Here is a 16,382-nt window from a genome sequence, read left to right as displayed (position 1 = left end):
TCCTGTTTACTGCAACAGCCCGGGCACGTACAAAATTCAGAAATGCAGGCAGCTGCGACAGCTGTGTCCGCGCATTTTTATAGATTGCACACAAAAACAGCTCAGCTGGCACTTTATGCTCGATTTCCCGAACGCAAAAATCAACCTTGGTTTATATGTTACCGCAAAGCGACCGGACGGTTTCCACAACCTCGCCTCGTGCTTTTTCCCGGTGAAGTGGTGCGACGCGCTGGAGATTGTGACCGCCCCGGAACTGGCCTTCACCATGACCGGACTGCCTGTGCCCGGTGATCCGGAGACGAACCTTTGCCTGAAGGCCTTCAAGCTGCTGCAAAAGGATTACAACCTTCCGCCCGTGCATATACACCTGCACAAGGTGATCCCGATGGGCGCAGGCCTTGGTGGCGGTTCCTCCGATGCCGCCTTTACCCTGCGCATTCTCAACAAACTGTTCGAGCTGAACCTGAAGGCCCTCGACCTGGAAAACTACGCCCGGCAGCTGGGCAGCGACTGTGCTTTCTTCGTGCAGAACAAGCCTGTGATCGCCTCGGAGCGCGGCGATGTGTTCCGGCCGGTGTTGCTGGACCTGACCGGCTACACGTGTGTGGTGGTTTACCCGAACATCCACATCACGACGGCGGAGGCCTATGGCAGCATCACACCGAAAGAACCGAGCTGTGCCATGGATCTGCTGGTGAAGCAGGACGTGCACGTGTGGAAAAATGTGCTGAAGAACGATTTTGAAAAGCCGCTTTTCCCAAAGTACCCGGAGCTGCCGCAGGTGAAAGAAAAGCTTTACGCCGCCGGCGCGTCCTATGCCTCCATGACCGGCTCGGGCTCCGCCATATATGGTTTGTTTAAGGGGGAGGCGCCTGCGGACTTAGTCTTTCCCCACCACTACGTTGTCTGGAAAGGCTTGCTTTAGTTTTTTGCGGCGCTCTGTGTACGCATCCAGCACGGGATATATGAACACGCTCAGCAAAATAACGGCCGCCCCATAATAGAACCCGGCCGACATCTTGTCGCCTTCATCAAAGATAAACCACGCCAGCACGATGCCATATACAGGCTCCAGGTTCACGGTCAGGTTCATGGAGTAGGCGGAGATGCGCTGCATCAGGCGCACGCCGGCGGTGTAGGCATATACCGTGCAGGCCAGCGTCAGCACCAGCAGGTACACCCAGTCCATGGCATCCAGCGCGAAGTTCAAGGTGCCGCTCTCCACAAAATACGCGGTATAGACAGGGAAGAACAATACCGTGCCCACGCAGGCGCCCGCCATCTCGTAGCAGGTAATGGTGGTGGAAGGTACTTTCTTCACCAGCTTGGCGTTGATGATGGTGAAAACAGAAGCCAGCAGCGCCGAGCCCACCGCCATGCCAATACCAAGCATGCTGTTAAACTCTGTTTCGTGCTGAAAGATGATATACAAGCCCAGGATGATGAGCAGCGCCAGCAGGATCTCGTGGGGCTTTATCCTGCTTTTGGTAAAGAGCGGCTCCAGGACTGCCGTCCAGAGGCTGCAGGTGGCCATGCCCACAAGGCATATGGACACGGAGGCTACCCGCGCCGCTGCGAAAAACAGGATCCAGTGCGCCGCGATCAGGAACCCCACGCTAAAAATCTGAAGGACGTTTTTGCGGCCGAGCCAGAACGGGGTGCCCCGCTTGTAGATGATCAGCCCCAGCGCGAGCGCCGTGATGAGCGTACGCAGCGTCACCAGTTCCACGGCCGGAATGCTGATGAGTTTGCCGAGGATGGCGGTGAAGCCCCACAGGAAAATAACGAAATGGAGCTCCAGGAAATCTTTAAAACGCGGCATTTTAACGCGGAACGTAACGGTACAACAACAAGCCTATGCCCGAGAAGATAATGGTCGGGACCCAGGCGGCAATCTGAGGGGCAAGGTCGCCTACCTGTGCCAGGCTCCGGCTCGCGATCACGAAGATGATGAATATAAAGGCCAGGAAAAAGCCCAGCGCGATCTGGAAACCCACGCCGCCGCGCGCCTTGCGCGCGCTCATGATCACCCCGATAATGGTGAGGATGATGATGGCGAAAGGATAGCTGAAGCGCTCGTATTTCTCGATGAGGTACACTTCGATGTCATCGGCCCCGCGGTCGATCTTCTCGTTGATATAGGCGCTCAGCTGGGGCAGCGTCATCGTCTGCTCCAGCTTATAGGTGCTCTCGAAGTCTTTCGGCCACATGTTCAGGGTGGTATCGAGCGAGACGCCTTTAAAAATGGTTTCCTGCTCGCCGTCGAAGGTGCGGATGGTGTAGTTCTCTATGCGCCACTTCTCCGCCTCGGGGTTCCAGGAAATGCTGTTGGAGGTGAGCTTTTGCTTCAGCCTGGTGCCCTCGATGTTCTCCATCGCGAAGTTGTACCCGATGTTTGCCGCGTTGTTGTAGCTCTCCATATACACGTAAGTCTCCGGGGCGATTTTGATATGGATGTTGCGGCTGTCGTAGGTGAACGGGCTTTTGATGTACTTGATCTGGAAGGCGACGCTCTCCTTGTTGGCGTTGGGGATCACCCAGCCGATCAGCAGGAAGATGGTGGCCGCGATCAGCGCAGAACCCATCAGGTAAGGCAACAGCAGCCTCCTGAAGCTCACCCCGCTGCTCAGGATCGCCACGATCTCGGTATGCGAGGCCAGCTTGGCCGTCACGAAAACTGTGGCGATAAACACCGTGATCGGGCTCAGCATGTTAGCGTAAAACGGGATCAGGTTCAGGTAATAATCGAAGATGATCTCGCCCACGCTCGGGTTGGTCTTGATAAAGTCGTCGTTCTTCTCCGTGAAATCAATCACCAGAATCACAGCCACCAGTATCAGCACCGTGAAGACGTAGGTGGTGAGGAACTTCTTTAAGATATATTTATCGAGGAGCTTCACTTCGATTAGTTAAGAGTTAAAAGTTATGGGTTAAGAGTGAAAAGTATGCAGCGTTTCAACTGGGTTTTTGCTCTGGCTGAATGTAATCTAATATTAACTTTCAACTCTTAACTTTTAACTGGCTTATCAGAGTCTTGTCATCAGTTTCTTTACCATCACGTCTTTCCAGGCGCGGAAAGTTCCCTGGAGTATCTGCGCGCGCGCCTGCTTCACCAGCCACATATAGAACGTGAGGTTGTGCACGCTGGAAATCTGGGCACCCAGCATCTCCCCGGCGTGCACCAGGTGGCGGAGGTACGCTTTGCTGTAGAACGTGCTGGCGTAGCCCCCCAGTTCCGCATCAATCGGGCTGTGGTCGTTTGCCCAGCGCACGTTCCGGATGTTCACGATGCCCTGCGTGGTAAACAACATGCCGTTGCGGGCGTTGCGCGTGGGCAGCACACAATCAAACATATCCACGCCCAGTGCGATGTTTTCCAGGATGTTGGCCGGCGTGCCCACGCCCATGAGGTACCGCGGCTTGTCCGGGGGCAGTATGTCGCATACCAGCTCCGTCATTTCATACATCATCTCAGCCGGCTCGCCCACCGACAGGCCGCCAATGGCGTTGCCCTCGCGCCCGAAGCCGGCGATGGTCTCCGCTGACTGCACCCGCAGGTCTTTGTAGGTGCTGCCCTGCACAATCGGGAAGAGCGTCTGGTTGTAGCCATATTTTGGTTCGGTGCTGTCGAATCGGTCCACGCAGCGCTGCAGCCAGCGGTGGGTGCGCTCCATGGAGTGCTTGGCGTAGGTGTAGTCGCAGGGGTAAGGGGTGCATTCATCGAACGCCATCACAATGTCAGCCCCGATGGTGCGCTGCGTGTCCATCACGTTCTCAGGGGTGAAATCAAGCGCCGAGCCGTCTATGTGTGACCTGAACTTCACGCCTTCCTCTTTTATCTTGCGGGTGCCCGCCAGCGAGAAAACCTGATAGCCGCCGCTGTCGGTCAGGATAGGGCGGTCCCAGCCATTGAACTTGTGCAGGCCGCCGGCGTTTTCCAGCACCTCCAGGCCCGGGCGAAGGTACAGGTGATAGGTGTTGCCCAGGATAATCTCTGCTTTGATATCTTCCTTCAGCTCGCGCTGGTGCACTGCTTTTACTGTTCCGGCCGTGCCGACCGGCATGAAAATGGGCGTTTCGATGGGGCCGTGGTCGGTTTGCACCAACCCGGCGCGGGCTTTAGACTGTGCGTCTGTTGCTACAAGGTTAAATTGCATGGTATCAGGGTTGCCGGGGCGTCATCTTGCAATAAATAAGTCCAGGGTGCCGGCGCTGCCGCAAGGGCTTCTGTTTCTTTCGTTTCTTATAAAAAAATAGACCTGCAAAGATACGAACTGCGGTGGTGCAAACCACAAACATCTAATAAATCATCCGGCGCTTCGGAAATGGTGCAAGAATAGCTAATTTTGAATGTAGGCGGCCAGCAGGCAAAAGTATATGGAAGTTCCTTTACAGCTATATAGACATCAGCGTTTAGGCTGCTGAAGTCGAAGCTTCTTATACCCAGGTGTGAAACCGTTGTGCGCTTCCGTCCGATCCGGGCCGAAGGCTATATAGAGTTCAATCCGGTATGCGGGCGGCAATCGACAAACAACAATAGACAATCCATTGATTTCAACGATACTGCTGGGGCTGCTGGCGCTGTGTGTGCTGGTTCAGCTTTACTTTTGCTTCTGTTATTTCCTGCCCCTTGCCCGCCACAGAGACCCGGACGCGGAGGCGGTGTGGCCGGTGTCGGTGGTGGTGGCGGCGCACAACGAGCAGGCCAACCTGATGGAGCTCCTGCCCATGCTGCTGGACCAGGAATACCCGGAGTTTGAAATAATACTGGTAAACGATCGTTCTGAAGACGACACGGAGTTTTACGTGTATGAATTAGAGCGCCAGTTTCAGAATTTCAGGGTGGTGACGGTGAAGAAAACGCCGGATTACCTCAACCCGAAAAAATATGCGCTGGCGTTGGGCATCCGGGCGGCTAAATATGAGCACGTGCTGCTGACGGATGCAGACTGCAGGCCCTGTAGCCTGAATTGGATAAGGAAAATGCAGAGCGGATACAAAAACGGCGCTGACGTGGTGCTGGGCTACTCTCCTTATGCACAAGTAAAAGGTTTTTTAAATCACTTGGTGCGTTATGAAACCTTGCTCACCGGAATTCAGTATCTGTCTCATGCAAACAAAGGTAACGCCTATATGGGCGTTGGCCGAAACTTATCTTATACCAAAGAGTGTTTCTTTAAAAACAAAGGTTTTGCATCTCATATCAAGACAATAGGCGGCGACGATGATCTCTTTGTTCGAGACGCCGCAAACAATAGTGACATTAGCATTGTTATCGACAAGGAAGGGCAGACGGTCAGTATTCCTAAAAAAACGTTTCGGGAATGGATTATTCAGAAACGGAGACACATGTCTGTTGGCGGGCGATACAACGCGTCGGATAGAAGAAGAATCGGGATTTTTGTAGCATCCAATATACTTTTTTACATTATTTCCATTGTTGTTCTTGTTCTCAGTAGCCATTTGGCTATCTTGGGCGCGCTTGTAGGTGTCCGATATCTGTCGGTTTTCCCGGTGTACGTGCTGGTTGCCCGCAGGCTGGATGACACGATATCCTTGTTGCTGTTACCGTTGCTCGATGTGGTTTATTTTTTGAACTACATGTTTCTTGGGATATCTGTAATACTGTATAAAAAATTCAGATGGAAGTAAACAAACAATTCTCTGCGAAAGCAAAACACGACTTCAAACTTATTCAGGCCGCAGTAGAGGACAACGACGAGAAAGCGTACGCCGAGCTGATGAGCATCTATAAGAAGCCCGTGTACCACGTAGTGCTGAAGATGGTGCGCAACGCCGATGATGCAGAGGACTTAACGATAGAGGCTTTCGCCAAGGCTTTCCGTAACCTGCACAAATTCAACCCGGAATACGCCTTCAGTACCTGGCTGTTCCGCATCGCCACCAACAACTGCATCGACTTTATCCGCAAGAACAGGATCAAAACCATGTCAATCGACTCCGCCATCAAGATCGACAATGGCGACGAGATCACGATCGACTTCAAAGACAAGAACCTGAACCCGCAGGAAGAGGCGATCAAAAACCAGAAAATCGAGATCATGCAGTACGTGGTGGCCAAGCTGCCCGACAAGTACCAGCGCCTCGTGACGCTGCGCTACTTCAACGAGCTGAGCTACGAGGAGATCGCGACGGAGTTGAACGCGCCGCTCGGCACCGTGAAAGCACAGTTGCACCGCGCCCGCGAGTTGCTCTATGACATGGTGAAGAACAAGAAGCACCTCATTTAATTGTAAAATTGTTGATTGCTGAGCTGTTCAATCGTTAAGCTGAAAATAAATAAGAATTGAATTAAGGTTGATTGATTACGTTTGAAGCCCCTGTTGCCTGAGTGCAGCAGGGGCTTTTTTCATGCAAGCTATTCCGGTTCTTATTTCATATTTTTGCTGCGGTGGCGCGAGTTGGTATATAGGCTCTTGTGCCTGCCAGTTGTATATAAAGAAGCCAGGCATGTATGAAGACGTCCTTTACTGATGCTATGCTCGCGCGCACCGGGAAGTTGTACTTACAACTGCGCCTTGGTAAGCAGAAGAGGGTGCAGCAGGTGCTTGACCAGAAATACGAGGGCCAGTACCGCAACGCCGGCCTCGTGCTGCTCTTCGACTTGCTGATGGCCTTCGCCGCAGTTGCGGTCGTATGCTTGATTGCCGTGATCTTATATATGGCGGTTACCCATACCTCATTCATAACTTTAAATTCGTAATTCATATATGCCTACCGCCATCCGCACCTTGCTATCGGGGTATTTCCCGGAGCTGACAGAAGACCAACTGCAGAAGTACGACCATATGGGCGAGCTGTACAGGGAGTGGAACCAGAAGATAAACGTGATCTCGCGCAAGGACATGGAGGAACTGGGGGTGCACCACATCCTGCACTCGCTGGGCATTGCCAAAGTGGTCCGGTTCCCGGCGCATACCGCTGTGCTGGATGTGGGCACCGGGGGCGGTCTGCCGGGCCTGCCGCTGGCGGTGATGTTCCCGGAGGTCAAGTTCCACCTCGTGGACTCAATCGGCAAGAAGATACACGTGGTGGAGGAGATTGCGCGCGAGCTGCACCTGCAAAACGTGACTGCCGCCCAGGTGCGGGCCGAGCACGTGCGGGAGAAGTTTGATTTCGTGGTGAGCCGCGCCGTGACCCGCCTTGCCAATTTCTACCCCTGGGTCATGAACAGCTTCAAGAAATCAGCCCTGCCCAACAAGGGCCTCTATTACCTGAAAGGCGGTGATCTAACCGAGGAAATTGCGGAGTCCGGGCTTATTGCGCAGGTATATGAATTGAAAGAATATTTTAACGAGGAGTTTTTCGAGACAAAAAAAGTAGTGCACATCCCGATGAAGTAAGGAGATTATAAAGGATGATTAGAGCCTATATGGCTTCCTAAACCCCCTCCAGCAAAAACGTAACGGCCCTTCGCTCCGAATAATAGCTCTCCCCCCTGAGGTCTTCGGTGAAGCCCACGTGGCCGCCCTCTTCCGGCATTTCAAGGTAAAAAAACGGGTTCTCCCTCGCCTCCTGCACCGGGTAGCACTCCGGCGACAGGAAGGGGTCGTTCTTCGCGTTCACGAGCAGCGTTGGCACCTGGATGCCTGGGATAAACTGCCTGGAGCTGACGCGGGCATAATAATCTTCGGCGCTTTTGAAGCCATGCAAAGGGGCGGTGTACCTGTCGTCGAACTCCGGGAACGACCACAGCACGTTGTAATCGCTTAGGTCCAGTTCCTGGGCATATACCTCCTTCTTCAGCTCCAGCTTCGTTTTCAGCGATTTCATGAAACGCCGGGTATAGAGCTTCGAGATTTTCTGAGCAGACCCTTTCAGGTCCACAGGCGTGGAGAACACGGCGGCGCGCTTCACCTGCGGCGGCACCTGGTCCGGCGCCTCGCCTAAGTATTTGAGCGTGATGTTGCCGCCCGCGCTGAAACCTACCAGGTATATATGGCTGTACCTGTTTTGCCGCAGTGCATGGCGCACCACAAAGTCCAGGTCGTCGGAGGCGCCGAGGTGGTAGGAGCGGAGCAGCTTGTTGGGCTCGCCGCTGCAGCTGCGGTAGTTCCAGGCAAGCGCGTCTATCCCTTCGAGGTTAAAGGCCTTTACCATGCCGGTTATATAGGGCCTGCCCGTGTCACCCTCCAGGCCGTGCGACAGGATAAGAAGCGCATCAGACCCCACCACAGACCAGTCTATGTCGATGAAATCATCGTCGGGCGTCGCCACGCGCTCGCGCTGGTACTGCACGCCCACCACCTGCCTGAAAAGGCTGGGCACAATGGTCTGCAGGTGGCCGTTGAAGAGGTAAAAGGGGGCTTTGTGTTTAGAAGGCAGGACAGGCATAGGGACAGTGGGTTTTAAAGCGAAATGCCTTTTAAGGCAATCACAGCGCTTTATGGCACATAATACGGTGCTCTATATATCAGTATAGCTTTAATGGCGTATAACGGTATACCACCAACAAATAATGAACCATGAAAGTTACATCAAAATTTAAAACAATAGGCCTTGCTTTGGCTCTGGGAGCCTTCTCGACAGCATGCAACCAGGAAGCGGTAAATGAAACGAACGCAGAAATAGACGAGGCGCAGACAGAGGTAGGGAACGAGGCCATAGACGCCAACAACGATTTAGATGAGTTTGAGGCGTGGGTAAACACCAATGCCAACCGCGCGGAGACCGCCACGGCGGAGGAGTGGGCTGAGCTAAGGACAGAATACGAGCGCCGTGAAGCAGAGCTTGAGACCAGAAGCGCTGACTGGGACGAAAGCAGCCGGCAGGAGTGGGAGGAGTTAAAGAAGGACTGGAATGAGATGGAGAATAAAGCACAGTCACGCTTAGGAAACATAGAGGACGTAGATGTGGATGTAGACGTTGAAAGAGAGAACAACCAGTAATAAGTAACGATAAATAGTGTTAGGTTGAGAGGGCCGCTGTGTTTTGCAGCGGCCCTCTTTGTTGCTGTCGGGCTTTCAGCGGGCAAAACACAAAACGGGCGGACCGGTAGCGAATGCCTTTCTGTTTCCCTATATTTGCATCGAAGCAAAGGGCCTTAATATTTTCAGAGCAGGTTTTGGAAATTAATGGCAAAGGGTATACCTTTGCAAACTCATTCAAAGATCGGAAAAAGCTTTAATTACATACAATTCATATGGCTAACCATAAGTCGGCATTAAAAAGAATCAGAGCGAACAACGCTAAACGTCTTCGTAACAGGTATCAAGCGAAAACCACTCGTACTTTCATCAAGAAATTAGAGAAAACAACTGATCAGGCAGAGGCGCAAGAACTTTACAAGACAGTTTCTTCTATGCTTGACCGTTTGGCTAAGAAAAACATCATCCACAAAAACAAGGCAGCTAACAACAAGTCTAGATTGGCGAAGTTAGTGAACGGCCTGGCCGCAGCTTAATTTTTTGCTGGATCAGCTTCTCAGAAGCCTTGCACATGGCGTGTAAGGCTTTTTGTGTTTTGTAAAAGCAGCGGCTTTATATATCATTTGGCGGGCATTGTTCAAGGCTTGCCTGAAAGCCAATACGCCACCTCCTCTCGTAGGGACAGGTCGCGACCTGTCCAATCGTTCCCGAACCAATCGTTCCCGAACCAATCGTTCCCGAACCAATCGTTCCCGAACCAATCGTTCCCGAACCAATCGTTCCCGAACCAATCGTTCCCGGTATCATGAAATGCAGCATGACGCTTCTTCGTAGGCCTTCGCGCGGACAGGTCGCGACCTGTCCCTACGGTAGCATTAGAAGTAAAGGGGTAGGGGTAGCGGCACAGGGAATGACACGAGAGGTCAGCCCGACTTAAAAGTACAAGCCCTGAAGGCGGTATATATAAATGAGGCGGCCCTGCAGAACATTTCTGCAGGGCCGCCTCATTTATATATGATTTTCCGCTATTGCTTAAGCAATGCTCAGCTTGATCATGTTGGTGCGCTTCTGCTCATTTATCGGCATGCTGGCCGTGTTGATGAACACATCGCCCTTCTGAAGATAGCCGCCATCCAGCAGTGTCTGCTTGATGTCATTGATGGTCGCGTCAGTAGACTCAAACTTGTCGTAATAGAAACCGCGTACGCCCCACACCAGGTTCAGGGTGTTCAGCAACGTGTGGTTTTCCGTGAATATGAATATATGCGCCTTCGGGCGGTATTTAGCCAGCTGAAATGCTGTGTAGCCAGATTTCGTCATGCCGATGACAGCGCTGGCGTGCGTGTCGCGGGCAAGGCTGCAGGCGTTCGCTACCAGACTATCGCTGTAGAACGTGCGGGTCTGCGGGTTCTGCACATAGGTCTTGTTAAAGATGTTCGCGCTCGCCTCTACCGTGCGGATGGTCAGGCTCATGCTGCGGATCGTCTCGATCGGATAGGCGCCTACCGCTGTCTCAGCGCTCAGCATCACCGTGTCGGCGCCGTCAATCACCGCGTTGGCCACGTCGTTTGTCTCGGCGCGGGTTGGGCGCGGGTTGGTGATCATGCTCTCCATCATCTGGGTGGCCACAATCACAGGCTTGCCGGCCCTGTTGCATTTCTCCACCAGCATTTTCTGGATCATCGGCACCTTCTCCATGCCAACCTCCACGCCTAGGTCGCCGCGGGCTACCATAATGGCGTCCGTTGCCTCTATGATCTCATCGATGTTTTCGATGGCCTCCGGCTTTTCGATTTTCGCGATAACGCGCGTCCCTTTGCCGCTCTCCTTGATGATGCGCTTGATCTCGTGGATGTCCTCGGCACGGCGCACGAAAGAGAGCGCCACCCATTCCACGTCGTTATCCAGGCCAAAATGCAGGTCTTCCACGTCTTTCTCCGTCATCGACGGGGCCGACACCTTGGAATCCGGCAGGTTGATGCCTTTGCGGGGCTTCACGGTGCCGCCATATATCACCTCAGCCTCCACTTCCATGTCCCCGTCTGTGCTGATCACGCGCACTTCCAGTTTGCCGTCGTCGAGCAGAATCGCGTCGCCGGGCTTCACGTCTTTGGCCAGGCCCTCGTAAATGGTGGAAAGCCTGCCTTCAATCGTGAGCGAACCGTCACAAACAAGCTTGATGCGCTGTCCTTCCTTGATCTCGATGGCCCCGTTTTTCACGTCGCCCAGGCGGATTTTCGGGCCCTGCAGGTCCTGCACTAGGCAGATGTTCAGGCCATGCTGGCTGTTGAGGTTGCGCACATGGTCAATCACTTTCTGGTGCTCAGAGTAAGCGCCATGCGAAAAGTTGAGGCGAAAGGCATTCACACCTTCTCTAATCAGAGCAAGAAGGCGGTCAGGAGTGTTGCTTGCCGGGCCAACGGTGGCCAGAATCTTTGTTTTATTGAAGGATATGTCCATACTTAGAATATCAGGTTTTCCTTTAGTTTAAGTGTAAGTGGGTCAATTTGTTGTACGTACTGCACCAGCGGAAGGCTTCGCAGCTTGGCAATGAGCTCCTGCGGGCACAGCTGCTGCAGCGCCCCGGTTATCTGCAGCACGTAATCGTATTCTTTTATCTCTGGCAGCAGGAATGCTTTCATTCCCTGTGCCTTGTTTTTGAGGAGGCGAACAACGGAATGGTCGGTAATATACTCATAATTCGATATAATTATGCGTTCCTGCCCACATAACTCGTAACTTAGGTCCGGCTGCTTTTTGAGGCGGAAGCCCAGGAGCCTGTTCAGGGCCCAGGCCAATTTGTACTCTTTTAACGGAGCAGTTAGTCCGTATACGTCAAAGTCATATTCGTACTCTATGTAAAGCTGGAGTGTCTGCATAGTTGTTGTTCGGCCCCAAAAGTAACAAGCGAACTTGGTAAAACGACATACAGGGCCTAAAACTTTTGTAAAACAGCGAATAGAGAGATTTTTTTTGACATTGTCTGCTGAAATATATTTCTTTGCACAGTGTTTTAATTAACTATAAGAAAAATGTCAGAAATCGCAGAAAAAGTAAAAGCTATCATTATTGATAAGCTTGGTGTTGAAGAGTCAGAGGTTACACCGGAGGCTAGCTTCACAAATGACCTTGGCGCTGATTCTTTAGATACAGTTGAGCTTATCATGGAATTTGAGAAAGAGTTCAATGTGTCTATTCCGGATGATCAGGCTGAGAATATCTCTACCGTAGGCCAGGCTGTAAGCTACCTCGAAGAGCACGCAAAGTAATTCCCCCTTTATTTTTTACTATCAGAACAAATTTTCTACTATCTGTCCTCTACTAGTGGCTTATGGAGCTTAAGAGAGTTGTAGTTACAGGGTTAGGCGCACTCACGCCACTTGGAAAAACCGTTTCAGAATACTGGGACGGTTTGGTCAACGGCGTGAGTGGGGCTGCCCCTATCACGCGCTTTGATGCGAGTAAGTTTAAGACGCAGTTTGCCTGCGAGGTAAAAGGATACGACCCGGAAGATTACTTTGACCGCAAAGAAGGCCGTAAGATGGACTACTTTGCGCAATTTGCGATGATAGTGGCCGACGAGGCCGTGAAAGATGCCAGGCTGATAGAGGATAACATTGACCTCGATCGGATTGGGGTGATCTGGGGGTCAGGCATCGGGGGATTGCGAACATTTCAGGAAGAGTGTGTGAACTTCGCCAACGGCGACGGGACACCGCGCTTCAACCCATTCTTCATCCCGAAGATGATTGCTGACATCAGTGCCGGGCTTATCTCGATCAAGCACGGTTTCCGCGGCCCTAACTTTGTGACTGTTTCTGCCTGTGCTTCTGCCACCAACGCCCTGATTGATTCCTACAACTATATCCGGTTAGGGATGGCCGATGTGATCGTGTCGGGCGGTTCGGAGGCAGCTGTCACGGAGGCAGGTGTCGGTGGCTTCAATGCCCTGAAAGCCCTTTCAGAGCGCAACGATTCCCCGGCGACGGCCTCCCGCCCTTTCGATGCAGACCGTGACGGCTTTGTGTTGGGAGAAGGGGCAGGGGCCATTATATTAGAGGAGTACGAGCATGCCAAGGCACGCGGCGCCAAAATTTACGCTGAGATTATCGGCGGTGCCATGTCTGCCGACGCCTACCATATCACCGCGCCGCACCCGGAAGGCCGTGGCGCCCTAACGGTGATGAAGAACGTGCTGCAGCAGTCGGGCATCAAGCCCGAAGAGGTGGATTATATCAACGTGCACGGCACTTCCACACCGCTCGGCGACCTGAGTGAGATCAAAGCCATCAAGCAGGTGTTCGGCGAGCACGCTTATAACCTGAACATCAGCTCTACCAAATCCATGACAGGCCATCTGTTGGGTGCCGCCGGCGCCATAGAGGCCATTGCCTCTATCCTGGCTATCCAGAATAACATCGTGCCTCCCACTATCAACCATTTCACAGACGACGAGAACCTCGACAGCCGCCTGAACCTGACCTTTAACAAGGCGCAGGAGCGGCAGGTAAATGTTGCCCTGAGCAACACGTTTGGATTTGGTGGCCACAATACTTCCGTGATATTCCGACAACTGAAAGACTAGTGTGTGTTTGGGCCTATAAAACCAGTTCGGCGCGCTTACCGCAGGTTATTTAACAAAGACAGAAATCTGGTAAGCGCTATTGCTGGCGTTACCGGCAGCACCCCAGATAACGTTCGCCTTTATAAGCTTGCCCTCACGCACACCTCCTTCGCCCGCCAGACCTCGGCAGGGAAGCATGAGACAAACGAGCGCCTGGAGTTTCTCGGTGATGCCGTACTGGGCGCCGTGGTGGCCGAGCACCTTTTCAAGAAATTCCCCTACGAAGACGAAGGCTTCCTGACCGAGATCCGCTCCCGCATCGTGAACAGAGAGTCGCTGAACATCATTGCCGTTAAGATCGGGCTGAACCTGCTGGTGAAGGTGGATACCACCAACCACGGCACCCGCCATAAATCGGTAAACGGCAACGCGCTGGAGGCGCTGGTGGGGGCCATCTACCTCGACAAAGGCTATGACAAAACCCGCCACTTTATCCTGGCCAAACTACTGAGGCCGCACGTTGACCTGCACAGCCTCGTAACCACCACCGCCAATTTCAAGAGCAAGCTGATTGAGTGGGCGCAAAGCCAGAACAAAGAGATCCGCTTCGATATCGTGAAGCGCAAGCAGCAGGGAAACACCACCGAATTCACCTCCGAGGTATACATCGACAACAAGCCCGTTGCCGTAGGATCGGGCCTCTCCAAGAAAAAGGCCGACCAGTCCGCCGCCGAAAAAAGCCTTGTCGCGCTGAACATCGGCTGAGTTGATGGCTACTTGCTATTTGTAGGCTTTCAGATAGTAGCGCTATGGTTTAATTGTTCCATGGTTAAACTGTTGAATCATATCTTCCCACACCAACCTTTAACACACAAACATACAGCAATCAGCTATTAGCAACCAACAACTCTATTCTTCAAAATTGATCCGCAACGCTTAACTTGCCTCAAAATGTTGCGTTAAACAAGCCCATGGAAGAAACAAGACTGATGCTTGCTGCCGCCGCCCTCAACCAGACACCAATGGATTGGGACGGGAACCTACAGCATATAAAAGATGCTATTACCGAGGCCGCCACGAACAACGTGCAACTGCTGCTTTTGCCCGAACTCTGCATCACCGGCTATGGCTGCGAAGACATGTTCCTGAGCCCGTGGCTCTCGGAGGTGGCTTTTGAAAAGCTGCTCCAGGTAAAGGAGTGGTGCGACGATATCACGGTGGCCGTTGGGTTACCCGTTTTCCTGGACAAGAAGGTCTATAATACGGCCTGCGTCATCAAGAACAAGGAGATCGTGGGCTTCACGGCAAAGCAGTTTCTGGCCAATGACGGGGTGCATTACGAGCCGCGCTGGTTCACGCCCTGGCCAGCCAACGTGGTGCAGGAGTTCGAGATGATGGGCCACACCTACCGCATCGGCGATATTATATATAACGAGCAGGGGGTGAAGTACGCCTTTGAGATTTGCGAGGATGCCTGGCGCCCCAACCGGCCCGCGGAGCGCCATATGCCGAAGGGCGTGCAACTCATCCTGAACCCAAGCGCCAGCCATTTTGCCCTCAGCAAAACCGATGTGCGGCACCGGCTAGTAGTGGAGGCCTCCAAACGGTACCAGTGCGCTTATGTATACGCCAACCTGCTGGGCAACGAAGCGGGCCGCATGATCTACGACGGGGAGGTGCTGATCGCCCAGAACGGCAAGCTGATTCGCCGCAACGAGCTGCTCTGCTTCAAAGATGTGGACCTGGAGTGCGCCGAAGTCTGTTTCTCCGCCAATCCGAAGATAGAGGACGTGATAGAATACCTGCCGCCCATCGATGAGAACAAAGAGGTGGTGGCAGCCCTGAGCCTGGCCCTGTATGACTATATGCGCAAGAGTCGCAGCCGGGGCTTTGTGCTGTCGCTGAGTGGCGGTGCTGACTCCTCGCTGTGCGCGGTGGCGGTGGCGGAGATGGTGCGCCGGGGCATCGAGAGCCTGGGTACTGTGCTGTTTGTCGCCAAGATGCAGATGTTCTCGATGAAGGATGTTGCTTATTTTGATACGTTGCCTGAGGAAAGGCTGCAGAAAGAACTGATTGGCCGCTTGCTGACCTGCGCCTACCAGGGAACGGTAAACTCCTCCGACAACACCTACAACTCCGCCAGGGGCCTTGCCGAATCCATCGGGGCGAAGTTTTACAGCTGGACCATTGACGAGGAGGTGAGAGGCTATGTCTCCAAGATAGAGGATGTGCTGGAGCGGCCGCTCACATGGGAGCAGGACGACCTGACGCTGCAGAACATCCAGGCGCGCGTGCGGGCACCGGGTATCTGGATGCTGGCCAACATCAACAACGCGCTGCTGATGGCGACCTCCAACCGCAGCGAGGGCTCCGTGGGCTACACCACCATGGATGGCGACACGGCCGGTGGCATCTCCCCGATTGCCGGCATCGACAAGGCCTTTATCCGGCAGCTGCTGGTGTGGATGCAGGTAGAGCTGGGCTACGAAGGTTTGCAGTACGTGAACAAACTGCAGCCAAGCGCGGAGTTGCGCCCCTCGGATGAGGAGCAGACGGATGAGAAAGACCTCATGCCCTACGAGGTGCTGAACCAGATAGAGCGGCTTGCCTTCCACGACCGCTATGCGCCGCACGAGGTCTACAACATCCTGCTGGAGCAGCAGGTGGCTGCCCCGGACGTGCTGCAGGCCTGGGTGACGAAGTTTTATACCCTCTGGTCGCGGAACCAGTGGAAGCGGGAGCGGCTCGCCCCGTCCTTTCACCTCGATGACTACAACATCGATTCGCGCAGCTGGCTCCGCTTCCCGATTCTGAGCGGCGGTTTTCACGAGGAGCTCGCTAAAATCCGCCCGTAAACTCAACCCAACGTGCAGGCGCTACCGGCAAACCGGGAGCGCCTGCGTTTTTTCCGTACCTGATTTATCGTAACT

At 53.4% G+C, this 16,382-nt stretch carries 18 protein-coding genes; 12 read left to right on the top strand and 6 right to left on the bottom strand.

Features of this window, described 5'->3' with window-relative positions:
• Positions 1 to 115 precede the first annotated feature (115 nt).
• On the top strand, positions 116 to 925 hold the full coding sequence (ispE, locus tag ABD920_RS19110) for a 4-(cytidine 5'-diphospho)-2-C-methyl-D-erythritol kinase (protein ID WP_345161236.1): 810 nt from the start codon (positions 116 to 118) through the stop codon (positions 923 to 925).
• Here ispE and ABD920_RS19105 read toward each other — a convergent pair.
• The 3 genes from ABD920_RS19105 to tgt all read right to left on the bottom strand — a co-directional run bounded on the left by ABD920_RS19105 (position 881) and on the right by tgt (position 4,157).
• Positions 881 to 1,822 carry a DMT family transporter gene (locus tag ABD920_RS19105; protein ID WP_345161234.1) on the bottom strand — a complete coding sequence of 314 codons (942 nt, stop codon included), beginning with the start codon at positions 1,820 to 1,822 and terminating at the stop codon, positions 881 to 883. The genes ispE and ABD920_RS19105 overlap by 45 nt on opposite strands.
• Before the next feature lies 1 nt (position 1,823).
• Positions 1,824 to 2,900: an LptF/LptG family permease gene (locus ABD920_RS19100; protein ID WP_345161232.1), complete on the bottom strand. Its 1,077-nt coding sequence runs from the start codon at positions 2,898 to 2,900 to the stop codon at positions 1,824 to 1,826.
• 126 nt (positions 2,901 to 3,026) lie between these two features.
• A complete protein-coding gene (gene tgt, locus ABD920_RS19095; protein WP_345161230.1) occupies positions 3,027 to 4,157 on the bottom strand; it encodes a tRNA guanosine(34) transglycosylase Tgt in 1,131 nt (376 codons plus the stop codon).
• 430 nt (positions 4,158 to 4,587) lie between these two features.
• Between tgt and ABD920_RS19090 the strand changes: the two genes are divergently transcribed.
• The 4 genes from ABD920_RS19090 (at position 4,588) to rsmG (ending at position 7,364) form a co-directional block, all read left to right on the top strand.
• Positions 4,588 to 5,652, top strand: a complete 1,065-nt coding sequence (locus ABD920_RS19090) for a glycosyltransferase (protein ID WP_345161228.1) — start codon at positions 4,588 to 4,590, stop codon at positions 5,650 to 5,652.
• On the top strand, positions 5,643 to 6,251 hold the full coding sequence (locus ABD920_RS19085; RefSeq protein ID WP_112303596.1) for an RNA polymerase sigma factor: 609 nt from the start codon (positions 5,643 to 5,645) through the stop codon (positions 6,249 to 6,251). The genes ABD920_RS19090 and ABD920_RS19085 overlap by 10 nt, the downstream gene beginning before the upstream one ends.
• 224 nt (positions 6,252 to 6,475) lie before the next feature.
• Complete coding sequence (locus ABD920_RS19080) at positions 6,476 to 6,724, top strand: hypothetical protein (RefSeq protein ID WP_345161224.1); 249 nt, start codon at positions 6,476 to 6,478, stop codon at positions 6,722 to 6,724.
• Between the two features lie 7 nt (positions 6,725 to 6,731).
• Entirely contained in the window at positions 6,732 to 7,364 is a 633-nt protein-coding gene (rsmG, locus tag ABD920_RS19075) for a 16S rRNA (guanine(527)-N(7))-methyltransferase RsmG (protein ID WP_345161222.1), read from the top strand.
• Between the two features lie 37 nt (positions 7,365 to 7,401).
• On the opposite strand, the gene ABD920_RS19070 is transcribed toward rsmG, so the two are convergent.
• Positions 7,402 to 8,355: a YheT family hydrolase gene (locus ABD920_RS19070; RefSeq protein ID WP_345161220.1), complete on the bottom strand. Its 954-nt coding sequence runs from the start codon at positions 8,353 to 8,355 to the stop codon at positions 7,402 to 7,404.
• A gap of 131 nt (positions 8,356 to 8,486) precedes the next feature.
• Here ABD920_RS19070 and ABD920_RS19065 point away from each other — a divergent pair, with 131 nt between their 5' ends.
• From ABD920_RS19065 to ABD920_RS19055, 3 genes are all read left to right on the top strand, one after another.
• Positions 8,487 to 8,909, top strand: a complete 423-nt coding sequence (locus ABD920_RS19065; protein WP_345161218.1) for a hypothetical protein — start codon at positions 8,487 to 8,489, stop codon at positions 8,907 to 8,909.
• A gap of 254 nt (positions 8,910 to 9,163) precedes the next feature.
• Positions 9,164 to 9,424: a 30S ribosomal protein S20 gene (gene rpsT / locus ABD920_RS19060; RefSeq protein ID WP_115567336.1), complete on the top strand. Its 261-nt coding sequence runs from the start codon at positions 9,164 to 9,166 to the stop codon at positions 9,422 to 9,424.
• 108 nt (positions 9,425 to 9,532) lie between these two features.
• Entirely contained in the window at positions 9,533 to 9,697 is a 165-nt protein-coding gene (locus tag ABD920_RS19055; RefSeq protein ID WP_345161210.1) for a hypothetical protein, read from the top strand.
• A 223-nt stretch (positions 9,698 to 9,920) separates the two neighbouring features.
• On the opposite strand, the gene pyk is transcribed toward ABD920_RS19055, so the two are convergent.
• The gene (gene pyk / locus ABD920_RS19050; protein WP_345161208.1) at positions 9,921 to 11,348 is read right to left on the bottom strand and encodes a pyruvate kinase; all 1,428 of its coding nucleotides are present in this window, start codon (positions 11,346 to 11,348) and stop codon (positions 9,921 to 9,923) included.
• A gap of 2 nt (positions 11,349 to 11,350) precedes the next feature.
• Complete coding sequence (locus ABD920_RS19045) at positions 11,351 to 11,767, bottom strand: IPExxxVDY family protein (RefSeq protein WP_345161206.1); 417 nt, start codon at positions 11,765 to 11,767, stop codon at positions 11,351 to 11,353.
• A 153-nt stretch (positions 11,768 to 11,920) separates the two neighbouring features.
• On the opposite strand from ABD920_RS19045, the gene ABD920_RS19040 reads away from it, so the two are divergent.
• The 4 genes from ABD920_RS19040 to nadE all read left to right on the top strand — a co-directional run bounded on the left by ABD920_RS19040 (position 11,921) and on the right by nadE (position 16,307).
• Positions 11,921 to 12,157, top strand: coding sequence for an acyl carrier protein (locus tag ABD920_RS19040; RefSeq protein ID WP_025609494.1), 237 nt, complete (start codon positions 11,921 to 11,923; stop codon positions 12,155 to 12,157).
• 62 nt (positions 12,158 to 12,219) lie between these two features.
• Entirely contained in the window at positions 12,220 to 13,473 is a 1,254-nt protein-coding gene (gene fabF / locus ABD920_RS19035) for a beta-ketoacyl-ACP synthase II (RefSeq protein WP_345161195.1), read from the top strand.
• Positions 13,474 to 13,476: 3 nt separating this feature from the next.
• Positions 13,477 to 14,217 (top strand): ribonuclease III, encoded by a 741-nt coding sequence (rnc, locus tag ABD920_RS19030; protein ID WP_345161193.1) that lies wholly within the window; start codon positions 13,477 to 13,479, stop codon positions 14,215 to 14,217.
• A 206-nt stretch (positions 14,218 to 14,423) separates the two neighbouring features.
• Complete coding sequence (nadE, locus tag ABD920_RS19025; protein WP_345161191.1) at positions 14,424 to 16,307, top strand: NAD(+) synthase; 1,884 nt, start codon at positions 14,424 to 14,426, stop codon at positions 16,305 to 16,307.
• The last annotated feature ends 75 nt before the right edge of the window (positions 16,308 to 16,382 follow it).

Origin of the sequence: Pontibacter saemangeumensis, assembly GCF_039541895.1 — a bacterium.
Lineage (GTDB): Bacteria > Bacteroidota > Bacteroidia > Cytophagales > Hymenobacteraceae > Pontibacter > Pontibacter saemangeumensis.
Note: the sequence above shows the minus strand (reverse complement) of the source record. Positions and strands in the feature narration are given on the sequence as shown.

What these genes read in the sequence shown, in the direction of transcription:
- rsmG (WP_345161222.1), top strand. Translation starts at nt 6,732, where the DNA reads ATGCCTACCGCCATCCGCACCTTGCTATCGGGGTATTTCCCGGAGCTG.
- ABD920_RS19105 (WP_345161234.1), bottom strand. Translation starts at nt 1,822, where the DNA reads ATGCCGCGTTTTAAAGATTTCCTGGAGCTCCATTTCGTTATTTTCCTG.
- pyk (WP_345161208.1), bottom strand. Translation starts at nt 11,348, where the DNA reads ATGGACATATCCTTCAATAAAACAAAGATTCTGGCCACCGTTGGCCCG.
- ABD920_RS19040 (WP_025609494.1), top strand. Translation starts at nt 11,921, where the DNA reads ATGTCAGAAATCGCAGAAAAAGTAAAAGCTATCATTATTGATAAGCTT.
- nadE (WP_345161191.1), top strand. Translation starts at nt 14,424, where the DNA reads ATGGAAGAAACAAGACTGATGCTTGCTGCCGCCGCCCTCAACCAGACA.
- ABD920_RS19045 (WP_345161206.1), bottom strand. Translation starts at nt 11,767, where the DNA reads ATGCAGACACTCCAGCTTTACATAGAGTACGAATATGACTTTGACGTA.
- ABD920_RS19080 (WP_345161224.1), top strand. Translation starts at nt 6,476, where the DNA reads ATGAAGACGTCCTTTACTGATGCTATGCTCGCGCGCACCGGGAAGTTG.
- tgt (WP_345161230.1), bottom strand. Translation starts at nt 4,157, where the DNA reads ATGCAATTTAACCTTGTAGCAACAGACGCACAGTCTAAAGCCCGCGCC.
- fabF (WP_345161195.1), top strand. Translation starts at nt 12,220, where the DNA reads ATGGAGCTTAAGAGAGTTGTAGTTACAGGGTTAGGCGCACTCACGCCA.
- ispE (WP_345161236.1), top strand. Translation starts at nt 116, where the DNA reads ATGCTCGATTTCCCGAACGCAAAAATCAACCTTGGTTTATATGTTACC.
- ABD920_RS19065 (WP_345161218.1), top strand. Translation starts at nt 8,487, where the DNA reads ATGAAAGTTACATCAAAATTTAAAACAATAGGCCTTGCTTTGGCTCTG.
- rpsT (WP_115567336.1), top strand. Translation starts at nt 9,164, where the DNA reads ATGGCTAACCATAAGTCGGCATTAAAAAGAATCAGAGCGAACAACGCT.
- ABD920_RS19085 (WP_112303596.1), top strand. Translation starts at nt 5,643, where the DNA reads ATGGAAGTAAACAAACAATTCTCTGCGAAAGCAAAACACGACTTCAAA.
- ABD920_RS19070 (WP_345161220.1), bottom strand. Translation starts at nt 8,355, where the DNA reads ATGCCTGTCCTGCCTTCTAAACACAAAGCCCCCTTTTACCTCTTCAAC.